Origin of the sequence: Pseudonocardia sp. TRM90224 (assembly GCF_021245725.1) — a bacterium.
Taxonomy (GTDB): domain Bacteria; phylum Actinomycetota; class Actinomycetes; order Mycobacteriales; family Pseudonocardiaceae; genus Pseudonocardia.
Window position 1 is genome coordinate 1 of sequence record NZ_JAJGSX010000029.1, and the last position, 18,515, is coordinate 18,515.

General features: G+C 70.8%; 18 protein-coding genes and 1 tRNA gene. 6 read left to right on the forward strand and 13 right to left on the reverse strand.

The features are described from left to right. Nucleotides 1-350: 350 nt before the first annotated feature. Complete coding sequence (locus LL648_RS30185; protein WP_232666171.1) at nucleotides 351-2,552, reverse strand: cytochrome c oxidase assembly protein; 2,202 nt, start codon at nucleotides 2,550-2,552, stop codon at nucleotides 351-353. A 23-nt stretch (nucleotides 2,553-2,575) separates the two neighbouring features. Between LL648_RS30185 and LL648_RS30190 the strand changes: the two genes are divergently transcribed. Next, nucleotides 2,576-3,295, forward strand: coding sequence for a class I SAM-dependent methyltransferase (locus LL648_RS30190; RefSeq protein ID WP_232666172.1), 720 nt, complete (start codon nucleotides 2,576-2,578; stop codon nucleotides 3,293-3,295). 34 nt (nucleotides 3,296-3,329) lie between these two features. On the opposite strand, the gene LL648_RS30195 is transcribed toward LL648_RS30190, so the two are convergent. Continuing rightward, entirely contained in the window at nucleotides 3,330-4,127 is a 798-nt protein-coding gene (locus tag LL648_RS30195; protein ID WP_232666173.1) for a PP2C family protein-serine/threonine phosphatase, read from the reverse strand. Between the two features lie 65 nt (nucleotides 4,128-4,192). On the opposite strand from LL648_RS30195, the gene LL648_RS30200 reads away from it, so the two are divergent. Continuing rightward, nucleotides 4,193-5,968 carry an N-6 DNA methylase gene (locus LL648_RS30200; RefSeq protein WP_232666174.1) on the forward strand — a complete coding sequence of 592 codons (1,776 nt, stop codon included), beginning with the start codon at nucleotides 4,193-4,195 and terminating at the stop codon, nucleotides 5,966-5,968. Between the two features lie 168 nt (nucleotides 5,969-6,136). Beyond that, a complete protein-coding gene (locus tag LL648_RS30205; RefSeq protein WP_232666175.1) occupies nucleotides 6,137-7,114 on the forward strand; it encodes a helix-turn-helix transcriptional regulator in 978 nt (325 codons plus the stop codon). A gap of 5 nt (nucleotides 7,115-7,119) precedes the next feature. Here LL648_RS30205 and LL648_RS30210 read toward each other — a convergent pair whose 3' ends face one another. Genes LL648_RS30210 through LL648_RS30225 form a run of 4 tightly spaced genes read right to left on the reverse strand, consistent with a single transcriptional unit; the run spans nucleotide 7,120 to nucleotide 10,077 of the window. Beyond that, complete coding sequence (locus LL648_RS30210; RefSeq protein WP_232666176.1) at nucleotides 7,120-7,785, reverse strand: GOLPH3/VPS74 family protein; 666 nt, start codon at nucleotides 7,783-7,785, stop codon at nucleotides 7,120-7,122. Between the two features lie 12 nt (nucleotides 7,786-7,797). Then, nucleotides 7,798-8,391, reverse strand: a complete 594-nt coding sequence (locus LL648_RS30215; protein ID WP_232666177.1) for a TetR/AcrR family transcriptional regulator — start codon at nucleotides 8,389-8,391, stop codon at nucleotides 7,798-7,800. Nucleotides 8,392-8,404: 13 nt separating this feature from the next. Then, entirely contained in the window at nucleotides 8,405-9,172 is a 768-nt protein-coding gene (locus LL648_RS30220) for a hypothetical protein (RefSeq protein ID WP_232666178.1), read from the reverse strand. Continuing rightward, nucleotides 9,169-10,077, reverse strand: coding sequence for an ABC transporter ATP-binding protein (locus tag LL648_RS30225; protein ID WP_232666179.1), 909 nt, complete (start codon nucleotides 10,075-10,077; stop codon nucleotides 9,169-9,171). Before LL648_RS30225 ends, LL648_RS30220 begins: the two co-directional genes overlap by 4 nt. Nucleotides 10,078-10,287: 210 nt before the next feature. Here LL648_RS30225 and LL648_RS30230 point away from each other — a divergent pair. The 3 genes from LL648_RS30230 to LL648_RS30240 all read left to right on the forward strand — a co-directional run bounded on the left by LL648_RS30230 (nucleotide 10,288) and on the right by LL648_RS30240 (nucleotide 11,783). Beyond that, a tRNA-Arg gene (locus LL648_RS30230) sits at nucleotides 10,288-10,361 on the forward strand. A gap of 158 nt (nucleotides 10,362-10,519) precedes the next feature. Continuing rightward, nucleotides 10,520-10,675 carry a hypothetical protein gene (locus LL648_RS30235; RefSeq protein WP_232666180.1) on the forward strand — a complete coding sequence of 52 codons (156 nt, stop codon included), beginning with the start codon at nucleotides 10,520-10,522 and terminating at the stop codon, nucleotides 10,673-10,675. Nucleotides 10,676-10,895: 220 nt separating this feature from the next. After that, nucleotides 10,896-11,783 carry a WD40 repeat domain-containing protein gene (locus tag LL648_RS30240; RefSeq protein WP_232666181.1) on the forward strand — a complete coding sequence of 296 codons (888 nt, stop codon included), beginning with the start codon at nucleotides 10,896-10,898 and terminating at the stop codon, nucleotides 11,781-11,783. Nucleotides 11,784-11,954: 171 nt separating this feature from the next. Here LL648_RS30240 and LL648_RS30245 read toward each other — a convergent pair whose 3' ends face one another. The 7 genes from LL648_RS30245 to LL648_RS30270 all read right to left on the reverse strand — a co-directional run bounded on the left by LL648_RS30245 (nucleotide 11,955) and on the right by LL648_RS30270 (nucleotide 18,508). Further along, nucleotides 11,955-12,263 carry a hypothetical protein gene (locus tag LL648_RS30245; protein ID WP_232666182.1) on the reverse strand — a complete coding sequence of 103 codons (309 nt, stop codon included), beginning with the start codon at nucleotides 12,261-12,263 and terminating at the stop codon, nucleotides 11,955-11,957. Between the two features lie 48 nt (nucleotides 12,264-12,311). Beyond that, nucleotides 12,312-13,388, reverse strand: a complete 1,077-nt coding sequence (locus tag LL648_RS45840; protein ID WP_374112128.1) for a terpene synthase family protein — start codon at nucleotides 13,386-13,388, stop codon at nucleotides 12,312-12,314. 168 nt (nucleotides 13,389-13,556) lie between these two features. Further along, complete coding sequence (locus LL648_RS30250; RefSeq protein WP_232666183.1) at nucleotides 13,557-13,784, reverse strand: hypothetical protein; 228 nt, start codon at nucleotides 13,782-13,784, stop codon at nucleotides 13,557-13,559. Between the two features lie 189 nt (nucleotides 13,785-13,973). Further along, the gene (locus tag LL648_RS30255; protein ID WP_232666184.1) at nucleotides 13,974-16,442 is read right to left on the reverse strand and encodes an ABC transporter permease; all 2,469 of its coding nucleotides are present in this window, start codon (nucleotides 16,440-16,442) and stop codon (nucleotides 13,974-13,976) included. 4 nt (nucleotides 16,443-16,446) lie between these two features. Then, entirely contained in the window at nucleotides 16,447-17,226 is a 780-nt protein-coding gene (locus LL648_RS30260) for an ABC transporter ATP-binding protein (protein ID WP_308190418.1), read from the reverse strand. An 8-nt stretch (nucleotides 17,227-17,234) separates the two neighbouring features. Beyond that, the gene (locus tag LL648_RS30265; RefSeq protein ID WP_232666185.1) at nucleotides 17,235-17,714 is read right to left on the reverse strand and encodes a dihydrofolate reductase; all 480 of its coding nucleotides are present in this window, start codon (nucleotides 17,712-17,714) and stop codon (nucleotides 17,235-17,237) included. Beyond that, on the reverse strand, nucleotides 17,711-18,508 hold the full coding sequence (locus LL648_RS30270) for a thymidylate synthase (protein ID WP_232666186.1): 798 nt from the start codon (nucleotides 18,506-18,508) through the stop codon (nucleotides 17,711-17,713). Before LL648_RS30270 ends, LL648_RS30265 begins: the two co-directional genes overlap by 4 nt. Nucleotides 18,509-18,515: the final 7 nt, after the last annotated feature.

The following is an 18,515-nucleotide window of genomic DNA, read 5'->3' on the forward strand; positions in this document are numbered from 1 at the left end:
AAACAAACTGGCATAAAACCAATTCATGATAAAGCTCGACACACTGTTGAGTTCTCAAAAGACACCCGCACACCATCGGCTACCGCTAGGCAGCTATCCGGGGCCTGTGCCAACCACTGTACACCTCCCGATCCGAGTGGATCCGGGGGCCCCAGTGAGGCGATCAGCTAACCCTGTTGACCTCAGCCCCGAGGGGCTTCGTTCTGTCCGGTGTCTCGCTGACAAAGAGAAAGTTACGCCAGGGGTTGACAGGACGTCAAATCGGCCCCCCTAAACGGCGCTGACCAGCGCAAACGACCTGATTCCTGTCACTCACCGTCGTTGCCGGCCGGTTGCGGCGCGACGAACGGTCAGCGTCGCCTGTCCACTTCGGCGGCGTTCCCGTCCTCGATGGATGAGCCCTGACCTGCGGCGATGCCCTCAGGAGTGGGACCACCCTGGTCGTCGGAGGGCTCTTCCACGTCGTTCGCGTCCACTTTCGTGTGACCTGGGGAACATTCTGATTCGTCGCTCTGCGCGACCAACGGTGCGGTTCCCGTCGCCAGGCGGCTGAGCATCGCGTTGTACGCCTTCAGCTCCGCATCCCCATCCACCTCTGCCCGACGATCGGCGCTTCTGGCCGACCGTTCGTCCTGGCGCGACCATTGGATGAGCAGGACGACGACAACGAGCAGCAGCGGAATCTCCCCCGATGCCCACGCGAGGCCGCCGCCGAGGCGCTGGTCGTCGAGCGGATTGGGCACCCACGGCAGGCCGAGCGACCGGTAGTACTCCCCGCCGATCACCGAGTTGTAGCTCATCAGCGCCACCCCGAAGAAGGCGTGGAACGGCACGGACGCGAAGACCACGCCCAGCCGCGCGGCGGGTGGCAGCCGGCGGGGCGCCGGGTCGATGCCGACGATCGGCCAGAAGAACAGCGAGCCGACCAGCAGGAAGTGCAGGTTCATGACGACGTGCGCCCAGTGCTCCGGCAGCGCGGCGGCGAACAGCCCCGAGAAGTACAGGAGGTAGTAGCTCCCGACGAACAACGGCAACGTGACGAGCGGGTGGGTCAGCAGGCGCGCAACCGGCGAGTGGACGCCGGCCAGCAGCCACTCCCGTGGTCCCGGCGGACCCGTGCGCCCCGCGGGCGGCAACGCCCGCAGCGCGAGCGTGACCGGCCCACCGAGCACCAGCAGGATCGGCACGAGCATCGACAGGATCATGTGCTCGGCCATGTGCACGCTGAACATGGCGTGCCCGTACGGTCCGATCCCCGAGCTCGTCGCGATGAGCAGCGCGGCGCACCCCGCCAGCCACGCGATCGTCCGGCCGACCGGCCACGCGTCACCTCTCCTGCGCAACCGGAGCACGCCGAGCACGTAGCAGAGCGCCATCGCGAGCGCGGCCGTGCCGAAGATCAGGTCGAACCGCCACCCGAACGCGAGCGCGGCCGGCGTCGGCGGCCCGAAGAGGTCGTAGCCGAGCACCACCTCGAGCCGCGACGGGGCGCCTTCCCCGGTGTCGGGTGTCGCACTGCGCCCCAACGCCACGGCCAGCCCGATGGTGGCGGCCATCAGCACCACCTCGGCCCCGCCCAGCCGTAGCAGTGCGCCGGGTCTCCCCTGCGCCGCGGCGTCGACCGAGCTGCGCCGGTGCGCGGCTCCCATTGCGCCCAGCACGATCAGCGCGGCCGTCTTGAGCAGGATGAGCAGCCCGTACGTCGAGCCGAACAGCGCCGCGATCGGGATGCGCACCAGCGCGTTGACCACACCGGTGACGGCCAGCGCCGTCCAGCACACCAGCGCCAACCGGGAGAAGCGTGGGACCGCCGTGGCCAGGCCGGTGAGCCGGTCGGGTGCCCTGCCTGCGGCGAGCACCAGCACCGCGACGAGTCCGCCGACCCACAGCGATGCCGCAAGCACGTGCAGCACGAGGCTGTTGGTGGCGATGTCGTGCGAGCCGCCCGACGCCGAGTGCCCCGTGAGCGTCACCGGGAGCGGGCCGAGCAGCGCCACCCCGAACAGGACGACGCTCCAGCCCCACGTCAGCACCGTGCGGCAACCCACCACGACCACCAGCGCGATCAGCGCGGTGAAGCCCCACGACGTCGACGCGGACAGGCGGGGCACCAGATCGACGAGCAGCCGCAGATCGAGCACGTCGGAGACGGGGCGGCCCAGCGCATCGGCGACCGTCAACGGGATCAGCAAGGCTGCCGCGACCGTCCAGCCGACGGCGGTCCACGACGCGATCCGCAGCGCCCGGTACCCGGAGACGTCCAGGTACCCGGAGCGTTGGGGTGGCACGAGGAACGCCGCCAGCAGCGTGCCGCCGAGCGTCAGGACCATGAAGGTCTCCGCCGCCGCGCGCACCGCGGGGAGGCCGATCGTCGTCAACGTCCCCGGGTCGGGAAGGCCGAGCGACGCCAGCGGACGGGCACCCGACATCGCGGTGATGCCACCCGCGATCAGCACGGCGATCAGGACGCCGAGCCCGATCAGCATCGGCATCCCGTCGGGTTGGCGGTTCCGCGGAGTCGGTGCGGCTGGCTCGACGGTCGCTTGCGCCATGCCCCTCAGGCTATGCCCGTGTCGTGCGACGCCAGGCGGGCGGCGGCGCGCGGTGGGGGTGCGACACTGCCGGCGTGGTCGACGGCGACGAGGCGGAGCGTGTGCTGCACGCGCTCACCGACCGGTTCGGACGGGGGCCGCTGGAGTGGGCGGCGGCCCCGCTCACGAAGGCCGAGCGGGTGCTCGACCTGTGTTGCGGGACGGGCGCCCTCGCCGATGCGTTGCCCGGCAGCTGGGTCGGCGTCGATGCGGCGGCGGGGCCGCGGCGCCCCCGGATCCGTGGTCTGGCCACCGCGCTCCCGCTGCGGACGAGCTCGGTCGACGGGATCTGCATGCTGCTCGTCCTGCCCCGGCTCGGTGCGGTGGACGCCGTCTTCGCCGAGCTGCGACGGGTGCTGCGACCTGCGGGGACGCTCGTGCTGCTGGTCCCCTCGGCGGCGCCGCGGTCGCTGGCCGAGCTGGGCCTGCTGCGCAAGGTGCACCGCAGCGGCTGGACGAACCGCTCCGCATTGGACGGTGCGGGCTGGCTGCTGACGGCAGCGGACTTCGCGCTGCTCTCCGACGACCGGGAGCTCTTCCGCTATCGGCCGGGGCCGGAGCACGACCCGGTCGCCGACACGATGGCGCTGGCCACGGCCGGGGTGTGGCCGCCATCGCCGGCCGCTGATGTGCCGGTGCTCCTCGCCCGGCGCGCCGGCCAGCCGATCCCGGTGCCTATGCGCAGGATCGTCGCGCGCCGCTGAGCCCGGCTCTGCGGTGGCGACCCATCGGCTCGGGTCAGCCCAGCTCGCGTTCGGCTGCGGCGCCCACGACGAGCGGCGTGTCGTCGGCGATCATCGGCTCGTCCACGAGGTCGGCGACGATGACGGTGATGTTGTCGGGGCCGCCGCCCGCGTTCGCGCTCTCGATCAGCCTCGCCACCGCGCCGGCCCGTTCCGGCTCGTTCGTCAGGATCTCCCGCACGCCGTCGTCGTCGAGCACGGCGGTGAGGCCGTCGGAGCAGATCAGGTAGCGGTCGCCGACCCGGCCTTCGTAGAGGAAGAGGTCGGGCTCGGCCGCCGCGCCGTCCTGGAGCGTGCGGATGAGCCATGACCTGCGCGGATGGTCGACGGCCTCCTCCGCGGAGATCCGGCCCTCGTCGACGAGCGCCTGCACGAGGGTGTGGTCGCGGGTGAGGCGCAGCAGCTCGCCGTCGCGCAGGAGATAGGCGCGCGAATCGCCGATGTGCGACACGCCGATGCGGTCGCCGTCGACGAGGAACGCGACGACGGTGGTGCCGGTGCCGCGCAGCTCGGCGTTGTCGTGCGCGAGGGCGGTGAGGCGGCCTGCGGCGTCGTCGAGCGCGGCGCTCAACGTGCCGAGCAGGTCCACGTCGCGCAGGTTGGCCCCGCGAAGTTGGGAGTCCATGTCGAGCAGCGCCGATATCGCGACGGAGCTGGCCACTTCGCCGTGGGCGTGCCCGCCCATACCGTCGGCGACGGCGAGCAGTCGCGGACTTGTGGCAGCCGAATCCTGGTTCATCGGCCTGCGTCGGCCGGTGTCGGAGCCGGCCGCGGAGCGCAGCGTCGGAGCCATGGCGTCAGACTCTCATGCTGTGAACATGCTTCACAAGCAGGGTTACTGTGAACTAGCGTCACTACGTGGCTGGTGACACGACCGTCAGCACGGGCGAGATCGCCCGGCTCGGCGGTGTGGGCCGGGCCGCGGTGAGCAACTGGCGTCGACGCCACAAGGACTTCCCCACGCCGGTCGCCGGCACAGCGGCGAACCCGCGGTTCGCGCTGGTCGACGTCGAGGCATGGCTCCGTCGTAACGGGAGACCGTACCGGCTGTCCCCCGCGGACCGCGCATGGCAACACCTTCGCCCCGAAGGCGACGACCTCCACGTCGCCAGCAGGCTTGCCGCAGCGGGTGAGTTCCTGCTCGCCGACTACGACCCAGCGCTGCTCGAACGCCTTCCCGGGCGGCCCACCCAGCTGCGGATCGACCGCCCGCTGCGGCAGGCGCTGAGCGAGATGACCGCGTCCATGGGCGCGGGTGCGGCGTTCGAGGAGATCTGCGGGCGACACCGCCGCCGGCAGGATCCGACCGACGAGCTCGCGGCCGCCATGGCCCAGATCGCGATGCCGACGGCCGGCACGTTGCTCGACCCGGCATGCGGCACGGGCGCGCTGCTGCTCGCGGCGGCTCCACGGCTCGCGCTGGGGCAGGCGGGCGACCCGGTCGTCGCCCGGATCGCCGCGACGCGGCTCCTGCTCGCGGGGATCGAGTGTGAGCTGCTCGCGTCCGATGCGCTGCTCGCGCCGGGCTTCCCCGGCGAGCCGGTCGACGCCGTGGTGTGCAACGCGCCTGGTGACAAGGCCCGCGGGCATGCCGCGCTGGCCGGCGATCCGCGTTTCGTCCACGGGCTGCCGCCGCGCAACGAGCCCGAGCTCGCGTGGCTGCAGCACAGCCTCAGCAGGGTCCGTCCCGACGGCATGGTGGTGGTGCGGATGCCACACGCCGCCGCATCGCGACGGTCGGGGCGCCGGATCCGCGCGAGCCTGCTGCGCAGCGGCGCCCTCCGGGCCGTCATTACGGTGCCGGAAGGAGATCTGTGGGTGCTGCGCGCCGCGGCCGACGACACGGGCCCGGCGCGGGCGCTGCTGCTCGGACGGGTGCCGCCGGAGCGGGCCGCCCCGCTCTGGGAGGAGTTCGGCGCGGGCGCGGCGACCCCCCGGGGCGGTGTTGTCGTCCCGGTGGTCGACCTGCTCGACGACGACGTCGACCTCAGCCCCGACCGGCACCTGCCGCGCGCGGACGGGACGGATCCGGGACACGCCTTCGCAACGCTGCTCGGCTCCGGCGCCGAGGACGTCCCCGCGCTCGAGGCGCTGCCGGAGCGGCGGGCGCTGCCCACCGCAACCGTCACGGAGCTGACGAGGGCAGGCGCGCTGCGGCTGCGGCACGCGCCGTCGCGGCTCGCGCTCGGCAGCGGCTCGGTCGCCGTGCTCACCGCGGCCGACCTCGCCGTCGGCACCACTCCGACGGCGCGCACGACGTCGGGCCCCGCGCTGGTCAGGATCCGGCCGGGAGACGTCGTCGCGGCGGCGATGGGCCGGGTCCGTGTGGCGTCGGCGAAAGCCGTGCTCGGGCCGGGTCTGACGGTGTACCGCGTCGACCCCGAGCAGCTCGATCCCGAGTTCCTGGCCGGCGTGCTGCGGGCCGCACCCGCGGTCGGGAACGGCTCGTCGCGCTACGGGCGGGTGCGGGTGCCGCTGATGGAGCTCGCCGAGCAACGCGCGTACGGCGCGGCCTTCCGCGAGCTGCTGGAGACCGCCGACGTCGCGCGCGCCGCGGCGACGCGGGCGGAGCAGCTGCAGCAGCTCGGCGAGGAAGGGCTGGTCACCGGGTGGTTGCGGCCCAGGCCGTGTTGAGGAAGTCAGGGTCGATGCTCTTCGTGATCCAGATCGCCGCTGGCAAGGCGCCGCCACGAGCCGTCGTACTTGACGTACCCGGTCGTGGCGGCAACGCCGCCAGCGGCGATCTGGGCGCGAAGAGCGCGATCAGGACTTTCTCAACACGGCCTGGTTAGGGTCCGAGAGGTGTGGGACACCTCGGGGCGGCTGCTGCGGGTGCTCGAGCTGCTCCAGCAACGCCACGAGTGGAGTGCGACGGAGCTGGCCGAACGCCTGGACGTCTCGACGCGGACGATCCGCCGCGACGTCGATCGGCTCCGCGCGATCGGCTACCCGGTCGAGGCCAAGCTCGGCGTCGACGGCGGCTACCACCTGGAGCCGGGCGCGACGCTCCCGCCGCTGATGTTCGACGCCGACGAGGCCGTCGCGACCGTCCTCGCGTTGCAGGCGTTCAGCTCCTCGCCGATCGGGCCCGCCGACGGCAGCGCGTTGCGTGCGCTCGTGAAGCTGGTGCGCGTGATGCCGCGGCGCCTGCGCGGCCGGATCGACGCGGTGGTGAGCGGGGTGCGCCAGACCGACGTGGGGACGATCCGCGGCCAGGACGCGCCGCTCATGTCGATGGAGGCGCTCGTGGACGTCGCTGCGGCGTGCCGCGACCGGCGGCGGGCCACCGCCGTGAACGCGACCGACGGCGAGCTGCTCATCGACCCGCTGAGCGTCGTCCGGGCGGGGCAGCGCTGGTTCCTGGTGGCGTGGGACGTCGTCGCCGGTGAGTGGCGCACTCTGCGCGTCGATCACCTGACGTCGTTCGAGGCGACCGACCGGCCCGCGATGCCGCGGGAGCCACCGAGCGCCGACCTGGAGAGCTACGTCGTCCAGCACCTCGGACGGCAGATCCAGCAGGTGCGGGCGACGGTCCGGGTCGAGGCGCCGGCGGAGCGGGTGGTGCCGTGGATCGACCCGGCGTTCGGCACGGTGGAGCCGGCCGGTGCGCAGGCATGCGTCGTCCGCTGCGGGGCGGACACCTACGCGGCCATCGCACGCTGGATCCTGCTGCTCGACGCCGAGGTCACCGTCGTCGAGCCGGCCGAGCTCGCCGCGGAGTACGCGACGATCGCCGAGCGGGCGGCCGACATCGCCCGCCGCTACCGGTCCGCCGGCTGAGGGTTTCAGGAGCTGCTGGCCGCGCTCGCGCTGACCGCGGCGGACACCGCGATCGCCACGCTGGTCTGCACGGCCTGCACGGCCTTGCGCACCGCGGCGCCGGCCCACTCGCCGCTGGTGATCTCACGTGCGCGGGCCCGGACCTCCCGCCGCGGGCCGTCGACGATCTTGTGCTCGGCCTTCACGGCGTGCAGGAGCGACACGAGGCAGGCGGTGTGCTCGTCGGGCCGGCCGCCTTTCAGCAGCACGTCGCCGAGGCGGGACCGCAGTGCCTCTCGCGGTGCGGGGTCGATCGCGGGCCAGGCCGTCGCCGGGAACAGCCCGAGCCGCCGTTCGGAGCGGCGATCGAGCACCCCGCGCTCGACGAGCCGCTCCAGCACCGGGACACGGGTCTTCGACGCGAGCCGCTCGACGGCGCGCTGGGCGCGGACCGGACTTCCACCCAGCTTGGCGAGCGCGGCGTCGAGGATGTTGTTGCCGGTCGACGAGGGGTCGGCGACGGTCAGCCGGGCCTTCGCACCCTCGCCGGCGGCGGTGACCCGGCCCGAGAGCGAGAGGTCCAGCAGCAGCGCACCGCCGATCGCCCGGTCCAGCGAGGTTCCGTCGACGATCGACCGTCCGGTCGTGGGATCGAACAGCAACAGGGCGAGGTCCTCAGCAACGCTTGCCATGCGGTTCTCCTTTCACCCTGCCCGCAGCGCGAGCAGAACTGCCGTCTGAAGTTCCGTTGCGGCGGCGTCGAGGTCGAACGTGGGGTCGGCGATCCACTCGGCCACCACCCCGTCGAGCGCACCACCGATCGCCAGCGCCATCACGCGGGAGTCGACGTCGCGGAACCTGCCCGCTTCCTTGCCGAGGTCGATCATGCTCGCGACGGCCTGCCACCGCTGGGTGGCACCTGTGGTGCCCGGTGCGGCCGCCCCTGTGTTCGCCAGCACCTCGACGATGACGCGGACGTGCGTCGGGTGCTCGCCGAGGTGGCGCATCGCCGCCCCGATGTAGGCGACGATCATGCCCTCGGCGTCGGGCGCGGCCTCCACCTGCTGCGACACCGCTGCCACGTAGGCATCCAGCACGTGCGCGAGCGCCGCCTCGATCACCTTGTCCTTGGACGTGAAGTGGTAGAGCACCGCGGCCTTGGAGATCCCAGCCGCCGCCGCGATGGCCGAGAGGGACGTGCCGGCGTGGCCGCGCTCGGACATCAGCCCGATCGTGCAGTCGACGATCTGCCGGCGCCGCGCCTCCTCGGTGAAGGTGAGCCGCCGGTTCTCCGTCATGTCCTGCCTCCGGTCACACGTCGCGCGAGCGGACGCTCCAGAGTGCGAGCGCCCCGGCGAGCATCGTCCACCCGACGAGTGACAGCGCAGCGGGCCCCGCGGCCAGGTACTCGGCGGTGCCGGGGTCGGCGGCGCCCGAGATCCCGTGCAGCGCAGCGGCGGGCAGCAGCACGACCAGCCCACCGATACCGGGGATCCACCCGACGATCGCCGGCAGCACCAGCAGCACGAGCGCCATGACGACGCCGCCGCCGGAGCTGCGGAATGCGAGCGCGCCCGCCATCGCGACCAGCGCGTAGAAGACGGGCCCGAGCGCCGAGCCGAGCGCGAGCCGAACGAGCGGGCCGTCGACCGGGACGCCCGGCACCCCGGACACGAGCAGCGCCAGCTCACCGACGAGCACGCACAGCACGGCCGTCACCACTGCCACACCGAGCGCCACAGCCGCGACGACCGTCGCCTTCGCGATCACGACCCGGCCGCGACGCGGCGTGAGCACGAACGTCGGCTGCACCGTGCCCGTCGAGTACTCGGACCCGGCGAACGACGCTCCGAGCACGATCAGGACGATCGCCGCGACGTCGATGCCGACGAGCGCGGCGCCGATCACGTCGGACGGCGCAACGTCGCCGATGCTGCGGCCCTGCGTGATGGGCAGGCTGACGATGAACAGCAGCGCCATCAGCGTCGATGCCGCGACGGCGACGGCCGTGAGCCACGGCAGGGACCGGATGGTCGAGAACTTGGTGCGTTCCGCGCGGAACGCGGCGACGACGGTCATGACCGTCCTCCAGGTGCTCCGGGTGAGGTGAGGGCGAGGAACGACTCCTCGAGCCCGCTGGCGTGCAGCGAGAGCTCGCGCAACGCGACGCCGCTCTGCAGCGCCAGCCGGCCGATCGCGTCGGGTGTGGTGCCGCGGACGTCGATCGCGTCGGCGTCAGCGCCGTCGGTCACGGACGCGCCGGACCGGCGCAACGCTTCGGCGAGAAGCGGCAGCCCCTCGGGATCGGCCGCGGCGACCCGCACGGCGGCCGCGCGCCCGCGCAGCTCCGCGACGTCGACGGCGTCGATGAGCCGACCGTGCCCGATCACGACGACCCGCTCGGCCGTCTGCTCCATCTCGTTCATGAGGTGACTGGAGACGAAGACCGTACGACCTTCCGCCGCAAGGTCCTTGAGCAGGGACCGGACCCAGCGGATGCCCTCCGGGTCGAGCCCGTTGAGCGGCTCGTCGAGGATGAGGACGGCCGGGTCGCCGAGGAGCGCACCGGCGATCCCGACGCGCTGCCGCATGCCCAGCGAGAACTCCCCCACCCGCCGGTCCGCCGCGTGCGCGACACCGACCTGGTCGAGCACCTCGTCGACCCGCGCCCGCGAGATGCCGGCGGCGTCGGCCATCCAGCGCAGGTGGTTGCGCGCCGAGCGGCCGGGGTGGATGCAGCCCGGGTCGAGCAACGCACCGACCTGCCGGGCGGGCGCGTCGAGGTCGCGGTAGGCGCGCCCGGCGACCGTGACGCTGCCCGACGTGGGGGTGTCGAGGCCGAGCACCATCCGCATCGTCGTCGACTTGCCTGCGCCGTTGGCGCCGAGGAACCCGGTGACGGCGCCCGGCCGGACGTCGAACGACAGGTCGTCGACGGCCAGCACGTCGCCGTACCGCTTCGTGAGACCACGTGCGCTGATCATGCCGCCTCCTCTGACTGAACGAATGGTAGAGTATCTAACCGATCGGTCAGTCCGCAACGTCCCCACCGTTTTGCCAACTTGCAGACCCGTTCGGGTGTGCAGGTCGGCAAAACGGTGGGGAAGTCGAGGCGCCGGGGAAGATGACCATCGGCGTGCAGCGCTGAAGGACCGCCCGCTACGCTCGACCCAGCGGCACCAGCGGCCGCACCGGCCTCCGTAGCTCAGCTGGACAGAGCAAGAGCCTTCTAATCTCTAGGTCGCAGGTTCGAATCCTGCCGGGGGCACCGACTACCAGGTGAAACGCCTGGTCGAAAGATCGCCAGACGAAGATCAAACGACAGAAAGTCGACGGAAAAGCCCCGCAGGCCTCGCTGATCGAGGTCACCCATCCGCCCCACGTCGAGGTCTCGCCGGCGTGCCTGCGGGGCGCAAGATGGTCGCCATGACCCAGCCCGGCGCCACACCCGACGTGCTCGCCGAGATCCTCTGCGTCGACGAGAACGACCTCCGCTACGTCGCCGACGACTGGGACGCCTGGCTAGCCGAACACGACCTCGACCCACGGCTCCCTCGCCAGCCGAGGCGCGCAGGTAGGTAGCGACACCTCCTACTCCGGGACACGCGACAAACACACCTACCCACGGCAGCTCACATTCCCGTGCAACATCATCCGGGCTGTGTGGGCCGCCGATGAGGCGATTGATCAGTAAGGGGCTGGTAGCGCGACGCCGCCGGGTCGGCCAGATGATCGAAGTGGGCGGGCTTGGGGCACGATGAGCAGCGTCGGATTGCCACAGGGTCGAAGGGTCGGTGTGTCGATGCGCCTCAGACCGGGTTTCCGCATCGGGTCCTCGTTCCAGGCACGCTTCGACGACCAGGGAGCTCGACTCGCGACGATCGGTCACCGCGGCGCGGTCTGGGACGTCGCCAACAGGCAGAAGATCGGCTTCTTCCGCCAGCTCAAGCACACCGCGCACGTCGGCCTCTCACCGGACGGCTCCCTCCTCGTCAGCAAGAACACCGCCGGCGATGTCCTCCTGATCTCCGTCCCGACGCTGACCGAACACATGCGCATGCCGGGAGCGCGCTACGGCGAAGGATCAGATATCCACTTCTCGCCTTGCGGCCGCTACATCATCGACGGGTCCTGGAGCGGACACCTCACCGTGCGGGATGTCGACACCGGTGCCGTGGCGTGGGAGGAGTACGTCGAAGACACGAGGATCGGCTCCATTACCCACAGCTGCGACCGACAGACGTGGGCTTATACCCGCAGCGTCCCGGATGACCGACCGATGACCGAGGTCCTCGTGCGGGAGTGGCCGTTCGCGGATAACCAGCCACGGCTCGTGACCCGCACCCGGCTACTCAAAGCCATCGCCATTCACTCGAACGGTCCGCGCGTCGCCGTCGAAGGAACGACGACACCGCTGCAGATCTGGTCCCTGGACCAGCCAGAACCAGACCGCCAGCACGCCGCAGCGCCGAACTCGATACATGCGATGTCGTGGGCGCCCGATGGTGCCCACCTGGCGTTGTCCACCGACTCCGGACTTCGTGTCCTGACGGCAGATCTGGAACTTGCCTTTGAGCAGAAGCTTGAGTACCCCTCCGACGTGGACTGGTCGCCCGATGGCCGACTCATCGCGGCCGGCGACTGGGGCCGCGGCATCGCCCTCGCGTGGCCGCCGACGGTAGGCGCATGAGCGCTGAATCTTCAAACAAGGCAAGGGAGCCGACGTTCGCCGAGCTACTCGATCGGCTCTTCGTGATCTTGCAGCCGGTTGGAGGCAAGCCACGGAGCCTCCGCGAGGTGTCGAGAAGGGGTCTCCTGCGCTGTCGAAGAATCGGTAGAGGACGCCGGTTCTGTGGACGCCTCAGCCATTCGCGCTGCCCGGCTCGTCAACAACCGGCTGCGGTCGGCGTCCACGCTTGTCGGTGCTGACCGGCGGCTGCGCCCAACGCGACGCCGACGCCCGGGAGGTGCCGATGTGCTCGGCGATGGTCTCGAAGTACTCGCCCTGCTCGTTGAGGGCGGTCAGCACGCGATGCAGCGCGTGCCGGGCAGTGGCCGGCTTGAGCAGTCGCGCGATCGCGTAGAGGTCTTCGGTCGGAACGCCCTGCAGGTCGCCCTCCGGTTCATGACTCGGAAGCACCTTCGCCGCCTCTGGTGTCAGCTCCGCCATGGGGTCGGTAGATGATCTGGGCTTGATTCTTGGTTCTGCGGGCCGGTTTCAGCACCGGTCTCGACACGAGGCATCGCCAGACGTCGCTTGGAGTACTAGGCCCTCTGACCTGCGAAGATGCCACCTCACAGGTGGACGACGAGCCCAGCACGGGCCCGTAGCCCTACTACAAGGACCGGCTCCTACCGGCGTCCTTCGGCCGCTGGCCACGTCCTCCCACGCCTTCGGCGCCAGTCGTCCGCGGCCTGTGCAGCTGAGCCGCGAGTGTCGGAAGCCGATCAACGAGCGTCGGCGACACCGAGCGCGCGCATGCCTGAGCTTCCCGCCGGTCTGCGTGTCACGACGTTGACGACTCCGTCGTAGCCCTCGCAGTACCGCCCGATGGGCAGCCGCGGCCTCGTCGTCGCACATCCGCGAGACCAAGGCGAAGGCCTCGGCCAGCGTGCACCCGCGGTCACGTGCGACGAGCGTGGGCAGGGCCAGCGGGAGCCCGTCGCCCCGGGTGTCCTCCCAGGCGAAGGAGCCGAGGTCGTTGACCCATCCCATGAGGTTGTTGCAGGCGTCGATCACCCTGCGCACGGTCGGCCGCCGACGCACGCTGTCGGAGAGGTGGAAATTGTTCGTCGGTTCGACGAACGATTCCATCAGAGTGGCATACGTGGAATGCGGCCGCATTGCGATGTATTCGTCCAGCGAAACGACTGCAGGATCGACCCGGGCCTCCCACAGCTGGGCGACCAATATGCCGCGCATCGCCTCGACGATGCGGTCGACCTGCTCCGGCAGCATCACCGCCCGCAGCTGCCCGACTCCGTCTGCGAGCGCGGCGGCGAACCTGTCCGGCTCCGGATCAGCAGGCGGGATCTCGAGAGCGGCAGCCATCGCGCCGATGATCTCCGCTGTCATCTTGCCTGAGGCGCTGACCTCGGCGAACGTGTCGTCGAACGCGGTCGCCCACGCGAAGAGCGTGCGACGGCCTCGAGCATCCGCGCATCGCCGGCCGGGTACAGCGTGGCTATGCAGATACCGATGCGGGTACGGCGCATCCGTGCGGCCACCGCAGGTTCCTCGGCCAGCCGGATCGGGCCACCCATTCCTCGGCGTAGGCCTCGACCACATCTGCATGACCGTTGCTGCGGAACGGGAAGAGTGATTCGCCGAAGGCGGGCAGAGCGAGCTGCAAAGGCACTGCGTCCATTCCGTCGACGGTAATCGTCGACGAAGGGAGAACCGGCCGGCGCGACCCGCCGATTTGTTTCAGATCCGCCTACGTTCCGCGTCAGGCGACTCGGATCAGCCGGACGGCCACACCGACCGGCCGTTGAGCTTCAGGTCGGTCGGGGCCTCCACGTCACCGGCGAGCGAGACCCACAGCCTCTCTCCGAGCTCGCCGGGACGCAGGTCGATCTCGATCAGGGCTTCGGGCCCGTCCTCGATCTCGACGACGAGCGAGTCCTGCGGGCTCAGCGTCAGTTCGTCGCCATACGGTTCGATCTGCCATATCCGGGATCGCTCGGACACGTTGGTCACACGAACTATCAGCACCTTCCCGATCGTTCCGGATCAACCGACCTGGTCGGACGGTTCGAGGGACCGCTCGGCGATCGGGGAGCAGCTGGGCGGATATCGGGCACCACGTGGCCAGATGCCAGGGAGATCACCTCGATCATGGGCGCAGGAACTGGTGGCTGCCGACCTGGGCCGCCCGCGTCACTCGTCGGTCAGCGCCACCGCAACCGCAACCCGGGTGGCCCGCCGCGACGGCAGCAGCGACGCCAGGATCGTCGCGACACCGGCACCGACGACCGTGATCGCGATGACGTCCCACGGCACGTCCACCACGACGTCGTCGTTGATCACCCGCGCGGCCGACGCACCGAAGGCGGTGCCCAGCACCGTGCCCACCAGGCCCGCGACCACTCCGAACACGAGCGCCTCAGCGCAGAGCATCGTGCGCAGCCCGCCGGCTGACATGCCGAGCGCCCGCAGCGTCGCCGACTCCCGGGTCCGTTCGAGGACCGACAGCGTGAGCGTGTTCGCCACCCCGATCAGCGCGATGATCATCGCCAACGCCTGGAGTGCACCGACCATCGCCGTCGCCTGCCCGAGGTTGGCGGCGACCCGCTCGCGCACGTCATAGGTGGAGACGATGCGGACCGTCGGGTCCTGCGCCGTTGCTCGCTCGACGACCGCGCGCGACTGCTCGGGCGAGGTATCGGACGAGAACCCGACGAGCACCGCCGAGTCGCCCCGGTCGGGGAACAAGGTCTCGAACCATCCGGGGCCGATGACGATCCGCGGCACGGGCTCCCCGGTGATCAGCCTGACCACGGTCAGCACGATCGCCTCGCCGTCGACGGTGAGTCTGATCTTGTCGCCGATCTCCGCCCCGAGCTCGGCGGCGCGCTCCGGTCGCAGGGCGACCTCACCCGGGCCGAGCGGCGCCGTCGAACCGGCCGCGACCGTCGGGGTGAGCGTCCCCTCGATCGTGCTCAGCTGCACCGGGCTGTCACCGATCGTCGCCGACACCTCACGCACCCTGGTCACGCTCTGGACCTCGGGAGCCGAGCGCAACGCTCCGAAGACGCGTGGGGGGATGGTCGAAGCGGCGGTGGAACCGGGCGGGCTGATGACGTAGTCCGCCGGTACGACGCGCGAGACGCCCTCGTCCACCGACGACGTGAGGGAACGTGTGATGACCGAGACGCCCGTGGTCAGCGTGATTCCGATGACGAGTGCCAGCACCGTCGTGGCTGCCCGCACCGGGTTGCGGACCGCGTTGGCCACCGCGAGCCGCCCAGGTGCGCCGAGCAACCGCGTGACGGGGAACCCGACGATCCGCGCGATCGGCCCGACGACCACCGGCCCGAGCAGGACGACGCCGAGGAAGAACAACCCACCACCGAGCCCGACGAGCCCCAACGGGTACATCCGACCGTCGCTGGCAACGGCGACGACCGCGCTCAGCAGCCCGAGCACGCACAGCACGACACCACCGACGACCCGTCGCGATGCGATACGGGCGACCGGGGCCGCGGAGATGCCACGCAGCGCGGCGACCGGCGACACCCGAGTGGCCGCGCGAGCCGGCCCGACCGACGCGGCCACGGTCGCGACGACGCCGGCCAGCAGCGAGACGAGGAGTGTCAGCGGGGTGACGGTCACGACCGATCTCGGCAGTGCCGCGCCGCCAACCTCGATCAGCGGGAGCGTGAAGTACGCGACGGCAACCCCGGTGGCGGTCCCGAGGAGCGACGCGATCACCCCGACCGTCGCCGACTCCGCGAGAACGGCTCTGAACACCTGGCCGCGTGATGCGCCCATGCAGCGGGCGAGCGCCAGCTCGTGGGTGCGCCGGTCGAGCAGGATCTTGAACGTGTTCTGGATGACGAACCCGGCCACCAGCAGCGCCACCAGCGCAAACGTCACGAGGCCGGTGCCGAGCACCGCTGGGTCGAGCCCGCTGCTCGCGGCCTGCGCCTCGGCGTGGTCCCGCCCGGTGCTGACATCGAATGGTCCTGGGCCAAGGGCCGCGCCGACCCGCGCCCGCAAGGACTCCGGATCCGCGCCGCGGACGTGGATTTCACTGAAACCGGACTGCCCAGTTGTCACCGCCGCCGCGGCGACGGTCATCCCGATGCCGCCACGAAGCGCCAACTGCCCCTGGCCGGCGACCCCGGCCAGGCCGGTCACGACGAACTGCCGGGCAGCGCCCGTTTCGAAGTCGAGCACTTCGATCCGGCTGCCGATCGGTCGATCCAGTGCCCGGGACGTCTGCTCGGCGAGCAGGACCTCGCCGTCGGAGGCCGGAGCATGACCGGCAAGGACGTCCGTGCGGGTCGTCACCGAGAAGCCGACCGGCTGCTCCGACGTGGGCCGCCCGTTCGAGCCGAGGACGACGACGTCCCCCATCACCAGCCCTTCGGCCGAGACGACGCCGTCGACCGCGCGGATCCGGTCCAGATCGCCCGACGTCAGCGGCGTCAGCCGGTTGGTCGTCGCGACGACGACGTCGATGCGCGACGCGCCACCCACGACCGTGCGTTCGACGTTGGCCCGCATGGTGTCGCTGATGACCAGCGTGCCCGCGACGAAGGCGGTCCCGATCAGCGTGGCGACGCCGGCGAGCACGAGCCGGCGGCCGTAGGCGCGCATCCCCGCCAGGAAGAGCCTGCGCACCCGCTCACCCCTCCAGCTTCTTCATCGTGTCCATGACCTCGTCGGGCGTCGGTTGCGACTGCTCGTGCACGAGGCTGCCATCGCGGAGGAAGACGACGCGTTCGGCGTACGACGCCGCGAAGGCATCGTGGGTCACCATCACCAGCGTCTGTCCGAACTCGCGAACGCAGATCTGCAAGAATTCGAGCAGATCCGTCCGAGAATTCGAATCGAGATTCCCCGTCGGTTCGTCCGCGAATACGATCGGCGGCCGATTCACCAACGCCCGCGCCACGGCGACCCGCTGCTGCTGTCCTCCCGACATTTCCGACGGCCGGTGGCCCAGCCGGCTGCGCAGCCCCAGCCGGTCGACGACCTGGTCGAACTTCGTGTGGTCGATCTCGTGGTTCGCGATCTCCGCCGGGAGCCGGATGTTCTCCTCGGCGGTCAACGTCGGCATCAGGTTGAAGTTCTGGAAGATGAACCCGACGTGCACTCTGCGCAGGGCCGTCAGCCCGCGGTCGTCCATGTCGGACAGCAGCTGCCCGGCGACCTCCACCGCGCCGTCGGTGACCCGGTCGAGGCCGGCGAGACACTGCAGCAGCGTCGACTTCCCCGACCCCGACGGCCCCATGATCGCGGTGAAGCTGCCCTCATGCAGGTCGAGATCGACGCCACGCAGCGCAGCCACCGCCGATTCCCCGGCTCCGTACATTTTCCGCACATGTTTGGCGCGTACCGCTATCCGTCCCCCCATGGGCTGGCAGCGTAGCGATTCTTCGACCGCCCAATGGCGCGGTCTCACAGCGGACTCTAAGAATTACCGGTCGTTACCTCATCGAAGGTCAGGAACCGGTAGTGCAGCCCTGTCGTCGACTCCCGCCACTGCCCGACGGCGCACGGCGAGCGTCCGATCTCCGGCGCGAACGTGTCACCCTCGAAGGTCTCCCGGATCTCGGTGACCTCGATCCGGTCCGCGAACGCCAGCGCGGCCGCGTAGACCGCCGCGCCGCCGATCACCCACACGTCACCGGACGCCGCGGCGAGCGCGGCAGGCAGATCGGGGAACGTCTCCACGCCCTCCTGCGGTGTGCGGGAGAGCACCAGGTTGCGCCGGCCCGGCAGCGGTCGGAACCGCGGCGGCAACGACTCCCAGGTGCGCCGGCCCATGAGCACGGTCCCGCCGGCCGTCAGCGTGCGGAAGTGCTTCATGTCCTCCGGCAGGTGCCACGGCAGCGTGCCGTCGCGGCCGATGACGCCGTTGGCCGACTGCGCCCAGACGAGCCCGATCACACGGCCACCGGGGCCTTGATGCCCGGGTGCGGGTCGTAGCCGTCGATGGTGAAGTGCTCGTAGGTGTACTCGAAGAGGCTGTCGGCCGGCTTCAGCGACAGGGTCGGGAACTCGCGGGCCTCGCGGGCGAGCTGCGTGTCGACCTGCTCGGCGTGGTTGTCGTAGATGTGGCAGTCGCCCCCCGTCCAGACGAAGTCGCCGACGTCGAGGCCGACCTGTTCCGCGATCATGTGCGTCAGCAGCGCGTAGCTCGCGATGTTGAACGGCACACCGAGGAACAGGTCGGCGCTTCGCTGGTAGAGCTGGCACGACAGCTTGCCGTCGGCGACGTAGAACTGGAAGAACGCGTGGCACGGCGGCAGTGCCATCCGCGGGATGTCGGCGACGTTCCAGGCGGAAACGATGATCCGCCGGGAATCGGGGTTCGCGCGCAGGGTGCGCAGCACCTCGCTGATCTGGTCGACGTGCCCGCCGTCGGGGGTCGGCCACGAGCGCCACTGCACGCCGTAGACCGGGCCGAGGTCGCCGTCGGGCGCCGCCCACTCGTCCCAGATCGAGACGCCGTTCTCCTGCAACCACGTGACGTTCGAATCACCGCGGAGGAACCACAGCAGCTCGAAGGCGATCGAGCGGAAGTGCACCTTCTTCGTCGTGATCAGCGGGAAGCCGTCGGACAGCCGGTAGCGCAGCTGGTGACCGAAGACCGACCGCGTGCCCGTGCCGGTGCGGTCGCCCTTGCGCGCGCCCGTCGCGAGCACGTGGCGGAGCAGGTCTTCGTACTGCGTGTCCGACATGCGACGA